Origin of the sequence: Pseudomonas sp. 2835, from assembly GCF_050435905.1 — a bacterium.
Lineage (GTDB): Bacteria > Pseudomonadota > Gammaproteobacteria > Pseudomonadales > Pseudomonadaceae > Aquipseudomonas.
The window spans coordinates 57,142-64,517 of the sequence record NZ_JBNDLE010000029.1 but is presented as its reverse complement, the minus strand read 5'-3'; the positions used below and the strand labels follow the sequence as shown (position 1 = coordinate 64,517).

The 7,376-nt window shown below is 61.1% G+C and carries 3 protein-coding genes; 2 read left to right on the top strand and 1 reads right to left on the bottom strand.

The genetic code is table 11. The features are described from left to right. Positions 1–3,491 (bottom strand): retention module-containing protein (locus ABIE20_RS26100; protein WP_429508337.1); only part of this gene is annotated, 3,491 nt, incomplete at its 3' end. Positions 3,492–3,838: 347 nt separating this feature from the next. On the opposite strand from ABIE20_RS26100, the gene ABIE20_RS26095 reads away from it, so the two are divergent. Both ABIE20_RS26095 and ABIE20_RS26090 read left to right on the top strand, forming a co-directional pair. Continuing rightward, positions 3,839–5,176: a TolC family outer membrane protein gene (locus ABIE20_RS26095; RefSeq protein WP_258716122.1), complete on the top strand. Its 1,338-nt coding sequence runs from the start codon at positions 3,839–3,841 to the stop codon at positions 5,174–5,176. Positions 5,177–5,218: 42 nt separating this feature from the next. Then, the gene (locus ABIE20_RS26090) at positions 5,219–7,375 is read left to right on the top strand and encodes a type I secretion system permease/ATPase (protein ID WP_429508335.1); all 2,157 of its coding nucleotides are present in this window, start codon (positions 5,219–5,221) and stop codon (positions 7,373–7,375) included. Position 7,376: the final 1 nt, after the last annotated feature.

Below are 7,376 nucleotides of genomic sequence, written 5' to 3'. Positions count from 1 at the left end.
TCGTAGTTACCGCCCGAAGTACCGGTGATGCTGTTGGTCAGGTCCGGGTTAGTGGTGTGCACGTTGTTTGGTGCAACGAAGTCCACAGTGCCCGAGCTTTGGCCGACTGGGATGGTGATCTGCTGACCGTTGGCCAGGTTGATGACCAGCGCGGAGCCGGTAACCGGAGCTGTAACCGAAGCGGTGTAGGTCACCACGCCGCCTTCAGTGACGCTTGGAGTAGCGGTCAGGGTGACGGTGCTGGTGTCGATGGTATCGGTGACTTCAGTCACAGCGGCAGCCGGGTCGACTTCGACTTTCTCGAAGTCACCACCGGTGGTGCCAGTGATGGTCACGCTGACTTCGCCGGCATCGACGTACACGTCGTCTTCTGGCGCCGGAACAGTGATGCTGCCTTCGGTTTGACCCGCAGCGATGGTGATGACTTCACCATTGCTCAGGGTCACCTTCATCTCGGTGCCCGCTGGGTTGGTCAGCGTGGCGGTGTAGATGATGTCGCCGCCTTCGGCGACGGAGCCGGTGGCAGTCAGCTTGAGACCGGTGGTGTCGTCAGTGCCTGGACCGTCGGTAACGGTGGTGACCGGGTTGCCAGCAGTGTCGAGCTTCTCGTAGTTACCACCGGTGGTGCTGGTGATGCTGTTGGTCAGATCTGGATTGGTGGTGTGGACGTTGTTCGGTGCAACAAAGTCCACGGTGCCCGAGCTTTGGCCGACCGGGATGGTGATCTGCTGACCGTTGGCCAGGTTGATCACCAGCGCGGAGCCGGTAACCGGCGCAGTAACCGAAGCGGTGTAGGTGACGACGCCGCCTTCAGTGACGCTTGGGGTAGCGGTCAGAGTGACGGTCGAAGTGTCGATGGTGTCAGTAACTTCGGTTACGGCAGCAGTCGGGTCGACTTCGACTTTCTCGAAATCGCCGCCAGTGGTACCGGAAATGGTCACGCTGACTTCGCCAGCATCGATGTACACGTCATCCGACGGCGCAGGCAGGGTAATGCTGCCTTCAGTCTGACCCGCAGCGATGGTGATGACTTCACCATTGCTCAGGGTCACCTTCATCTCGGTGCCAGCCGGGTTGGTCAGGGTGGCGGTATAAACAATCGAGCCACCTTCAGAAACCGAGCCGGTAGCGGTCAGTTTCAGGTCGGTAGTGTCATCGGTACCCGGGCCATCAGTAACAGTAGTTACCGGATTACCTGCGGTATCCAGCTTCTCGTAATTACCACCGGTGGTGCTGGTGATGCTGTTGGTCAGGTCCGGGTTAGTGGTGTGCACGTTGTTTGGTGCAACAAACTCAACCGAGCCAGTACTTTGACCAACTGGAATAGTGATCTGCTGACCATTGGCCAAAGTAATAACCAGCGCTGAGCCAGTCACTGGCGCAGTCACCGAAGCGGTGTAAGTAACCACGCCGCCTTCAGCAACACTGCTGTTCGCTGTCAAAGTAACAGTCGAAGTATCAATGGTGTCAGTAACTTGCGTAATAGCCGGAGTGCCATCTACAGCAACTTTTTCGAAGTCGCCGCCGGTAGTGCCAGTGACAGTCACGCTGACTTCGCCAGCATCGATGTATACGTCATCGCCAGGCGCGGCAACGGTAATGCTGCCTTCAGTCTGACCTGCAGCAATAGTGATCACTTCACCGTTGCTCAGGGTCACCTTCATTTCGGTGCCGGCTGGATTGGTCAGGGTCGCGGTATAAACAATCGAACCGCCTTCAGCAACCGAGCCAGTAGCGGTCAGTTTAAGACCGGTAGTGTCGTCAGTACCTGGACCATCAGTAACGGTAGTAACCGGATTACCCGCAGAGTCCAGCTTCTCGTAGTTACCGCCGGTGGTGCCAGTGATGCTGTTGGTCAGGTCCGGATTGGTGGTGTGCACGTTGTTCGGTGCAACAAACTCGACCGAACCGGTGCTTTGACCAACTGGAATAGTGATCTGCTGACCATTGGCCAAAGTAATAACCAGCGCAGAGCCGGTAACCGGCGCAGTCACCGAAGCGGTGTAGGTCACCACGCCGCCTTCAGCAACACTGCTGTTCGCGGTCAGGGTGACAGTCGAAGTATCGATGGTGTCGGTAACTTCGGTTACCGCCGGCTGGTTGTTGACTACCAGGTTTTCGAAGTTGCCGCCATCGACCTTGTCGATGCTGACGCTGACGTTGCCGGCATCGACATACACGTCATCGCTTGGCGCCGGCACGGTGACGCTGCCTTCGGTCTGGCCGGCGGCGATGGTGATTACCGCGCCGTTGCTCAGGGTCACGGTCACCGGGGTGCCGGCCGGGTTGGTCAGGGTCGCGGTGTAGATGATCGAGCCGCCTTCGGCGACGCTGCCGGTAGCGTTCAGGCTCAGGCCGGTGTCATCGATCGAGTCGGTGATGGTGGTGACCGCCGGGTTCGGGTTCGGTACCAGGTTCTCGAAGTTGCCACCGGTGGCGCCAGTGATGGTGGTGCTGACGCTGCTGCCGTTGTTGTAGACGTCGTTCGGCGGCGTCTGCACGTCGACGGTGCCGGTAGTCTGGCCGGCGCCGATGGTGATGGTGCTGCCGTTGGACAGGGTGACGGTCACCGGCGTCTGCGCCGGGTTGGTCAGGGTGGCGGTGTAGGTGATCACGCCGCCTTCAGTGACACTCGGGTTGGCCGTCAGGCTGACCGTGGTGGTGTCGATGGTGTCGGTGATCTGGGTCACCGCCGGGGTGGTGTCCGGGGTGATGATCAGGCCTGCGCCGCCGGTGGTGCCGGTGATGGTCGCGGAGATTTCGCTGCCGTCCAGGTACACGGTGTCGTTCGGCGGGATGGTCACGCTGACGCTGCCGGTGGTCTGCCCGGCGCTGATGACGATGACCTGGCCATTGGACAGGGTCACGGTCAGATCGGTCAGCGGTGGCTGGCCCAGGGTGGCGGTGTAGATGATTACGCCACCGGCCTCGGTGATCGACGGCGTGGCACTCAGGCTCAGGCCGGATTCGCGCGTAGGCGTGGTGGTGTTCGGGTTGTTGGCATTGTCCAGACCGCCCAGTTCCTGGGTCGCAGCGCCGGTGGCGAAGCCGATCGGGCCGGTCGGGAAGCCAATGGTCGGGTCGACCGAGCCGGCCGTGGCGTCGAGCATGACGAAGCTGTGGCCACCACCGGCCGCGCCGCCACTACCGGCAGCCGACGGGCCTGCTGCGGTGGCTTCGAGTTCGGTGGTCGGGTCAGCACCGGCGGCGATGGCTTGCTGCAGCTCTTCGACCGAAGGCGCCGCCTGGGCGGTGGCCGCCGCCAGGTCAGTGCTGCTGTCCGGGGTTTCGGCACTCCACTGGGTATCACGGCCCAGGTCCAGGGTGCGGCCGTCGGCCAGCTCCAGAGTGACGGCGCCGGCCAGGCCGGTGAGCACCTGCTCGCCAGCGAACAGGCGGTCACCTTCGATGAGTACACGTTGAATCCCTTCTGGGGATACGGCGATTACTTGGCCAACAATGCTTTTGACGATGGCAACAACACTGCTCATTGGACTCTCCGGGCTACCCGTTCAATTTGGCTTCCATGCCAGCCGGCGCTGAATTGCCGCTTTCTGATGGAATGTTTCAATAGTAAGTTTGGCGCTTTTGACGTCAATATATTGTCGATAACTGTTGGCTATTAAGTTTATGCCAAAGTATTGACCTTCGTGCTGCCATCCTAAACAATCAGCACCGTAATGTCACATTGATATTTGAGCGGCTGCCACTCTTCCTCCGTACGAACCAAGTACCCCTTCGGAAGTTTCCGACATAAGGTCATTCCGGTTGCCATTTTCTAATGCAGCAACGATTTCTGCTGTGATTTGGGACAAGACGTCCCTGGGAAAAAAGTTAAATGCGCGCGTCACTGTTCACTGCTCTTCCTTTCGTTCTCGCCACCAGTTTCGTTCAAGCACAGAGCCTGCCAGAGGCCATGCAGAAAGCCCTCGAGGTACACCCGGAAATCCAGGCCGGGGTTAACAGCCGAATCGCTGCCGATTACCAACTGCGCGCCGCCAAGGGCGGTTACCTGCCACGCGTCGACGTGCTCGCCGGTTATGGCCGTGAAGGCACCGACAGCCCGAGCACCGGCAACCGCTGGGAAACCCTCAACCGTGGAGAGTCGAGCGTGCGCCTGCGGCAGATGGTCTTCGACGGCTTTGCCACCTCGAGCGAAGTCGGCCGCCAGCAAGCCACCGTCAACTCCCGCGCCTACTCGCTGCTGGGCGCCTCCGAGCGCACCGCGCTGACCGTTGCCCAGGTCTACCTGGATGTCCTGACCCGTCGCGAGATGGTTCGCCTGGCAGAAGACAACCTGCGCAGCCACGAACGTATCTATGACCAGATCAAGCTGCGCACCGCCCGTGGTGTCGGTCGCCTGGCTGACCTTGACCAGGCCGAAGCGCGTCTGGCCCAGGCCCGTAACAATCTGATCACCGAGCAGACCAACCTGGCCGATGCCAAGACCAACTACCTGAGCGTGGTCGGTCAGTTGCCGGACGAGTTAAGCAGCCCTGCGCCGTTTGTCGACCTGTTGCCGGCCAACCTCGATGAAGCCCGCCAGCAAATGGTTGAGAGCAGCCCGATCCTGCGTTCGGCAGAGTCCGATATCGCCGCAGCGGAGAAGCAATACGAGGCGGCAAAGTCTACTTTCTATCCGCGTTTTGATGCAGAACTCGGACGGACGGCCGATAACGATCTTGATGGCATGAACGGCCACAACAATGAATGGCAGGCTATGCTGCGTATGAGTTTCAACTTGTATGCCGGCGGCAGCAACAAGGCCGACCTGGAATCCAAGTCGTACCTGACCAACCAGGCGCTGGACATTCGCAACAATGCCTTGCGCCAGCTCAATGAGGAGCTTGGCCTGGCATGGAACGCTATGGACAACGCCAATGCGCAGTTGCCGATCGCCCAGCAATACGTCGATCACAGCAACAGTGTGCGCAGCGCCTACCAGAAGCAGTTCAGCCTGGGCGAACGTACCTTGCTAGACTTGCTCGACAGCGAGAACGAACTCTTTACTGCCCAGCGCCGTCTGGCTGAAGTGAAGAACAGCCAAGTGTTTACTCAGTACCGAATCAAAGCGACCATTGGTCAACTGCTCAAGAGCCAGGGTGTTGTCGCACCGATGGCCTCCGTGGTGCAGAACGACCTCAAACCGAAAGTGAACCTTCCAGGCATGAACTGAGGTCCACTGTTATAGCCAACCGCAACCGTTAAGAGAGCCCGCGTGGAATCAGAAGTCAGTCGAGTCCAGCTCAGCCATGATCCACGCAGTCAGCACGATGATCCGTTGCTGGACAGCCTGCTGTCTCTCTGCGTGCTGCACCAGAAGCCCGCCAGCCGGGCCATGCTCACCACCGGCCTGCCGTTGCCGGCCCAGCGTCTGAGCCCGGAGCTGCTGCCTCGCGCGGCAGCCCGTGCCGGCCTGCAGGGGCGCTTGCTGCAACGCAAGCTGGAGCAGATCCCGAACATCGCCATGCCGGCGATGCTCCTGCTCAAGGATGGTCGCAGCACGGTGTTGCTCGGTTGGGAGAATGAGGACACCGCGCGCCTGTTGCTCAGCGAGAGCGACGGCGGCGAGGTCCACGTCAGCCGCGAAGCCCTGCTGAGCGACTACAGTGGCCGGGTGTTCTTCGCCCAGCCGCAGCACAAGTTCGACGTCAACCACGGCAACCTGATCCCGCGGGCGCGCTCATGGTTTCGCGACACCCTCAAGCGCAGCCGCTGGCTGTACATCGACGCCATCGCCGCAAGCCTGGTGATCAACCTGATCGCCCTGGCCGCGCCGCTGTTCGTGATGAACGTCTACGACCGCGTGGTGCCCAACCAGGCCACCTCGACCCTGTGGGTCCTGGCCCTGGGGATCTCCGGCGCCTACATCTTCGACCTGATCCTCAAGGGCCTGCGCAGCTTGTGCCTGGACCTGGCCGGGAAGAAGACCGACCTGATCATCTCGGCGACGCTGTTCGAACGCATCGTCGGCATGGCCATGAAGTACCGGCCGGCACGGGTCGGCAGCTTTGCCCAGAACATCCATGAATTTCAGGGCCTGCGCGATTTTCTTGCCTCGCTGACCCTGACCAGCCTCATCGACCTGCCGTTCACCCTGCTGATCCTGCTGGTGATCGCCATCATCGGCGGGCACCTGGTGTGGATTCCGATCATCGCCTTCCCGCTGGCCCTGGGCATCGGCTACGCCCTGCAAAAGCCGCTGGTGGCGACCCTGGAGCGGACCATGGCCCTGGCCTCCGAGCGCCAGTCGAGCCTGATTGAAACCCTCGCCGGGCTTGATGCGGTCAAGGTCAACAACGCCGAAAGCGAACGCCAGTACATGTGGGAGCAGACCATCGGCACCCTCAGCCGCCTCGAGCTGCGGGTCAAGGTGCTCTCGGGCCTGGCGATGAACATCACCCTGCTGATCCAGCAACTGGCGGGCGTGGCGCTGATCTGCGCCGGCGTCTACCAGATCATGGCCGGCAATCTGAGCATGGGCGGCCTAATCGCCTGCTACATGCTCAGTGGCCGCGCCCTCGGCCCGCTGGGCCAGCTTTCCGGTTTGTTGACCCGTTACCAGCAAGCCAAGGTGACCATGGTCTCCACCGACCAGATGATGGAGCTGCCGCAAGAGCGCAACTTCGAAGAGCGCCCGCTGAGCCGCCAGGTACTGCAGGGCGCCATCGAGTTTCGCGGCGTCGATTTCACTTACCCCAACCAGCAGAACCTGGCGCTCAAGGGCGTCAATGTGTCGATCCGCCCCGGCGAGAAAATCGGCATCATCGGTCGCAGCGGCTCGGGCAAGAGCTCGCTGGCCAAACTCATCGTCGGCCTTTATGAAGCCGATGCCGGCTCGTTGCTGGTCGATGGCGTCGACATCCGCCAGATCGACGTCAGCGAGCTGCGCCACAACATCGGCTATGTGCCCCAGGACATCCAGCTGCTGGCTGGCACCCTGCGCGACAACCTGGTCAGCGGCGCGCGCTATGTCGAGGACGAAATGGTCCTGCAGGCGGCCGAGCTGTCCGGGGTTCACGAATTCGCCCGGCTGCACCCGCAAGGTTACGAGTTGCAGGTCGGCGAACGTGGTCAGAACCTTTCCGGCGGCCAGCGGCAGAACGTCGCCCTCGGCCGCGCCTTGTTGCTCAACCCGCAGATATTGCTGCTCGACGAACCCACCAGCGCCATGGACAACACCGGTGAAGAACGCCTCAAGCAACGCCTGCAAGCCGTCATCGAGAACAAGACCGTGGTCCTGGTGACTCACCGGGCTTCGCTGTTGTCTCTGGTCGACCGCCTGATCGTTGTCGATCGCGGGCAGATAGTCGCGGATGGCCCGAAAGCCGCCGTCATGGATGCGCTGAAGAAGGGGCAGATCAGTGTTGCTTAAG

What these genes read in the sequence shown, in the direction of transcription:
- ABIE20_RS26095 (WP_258716122.1), top strand. Translation starts at nt 3,839, where the DNA reads ATGCGCGCGTCACTGTTCACTGCTCTTCCTTTCGTTCTCGCCACCAGT.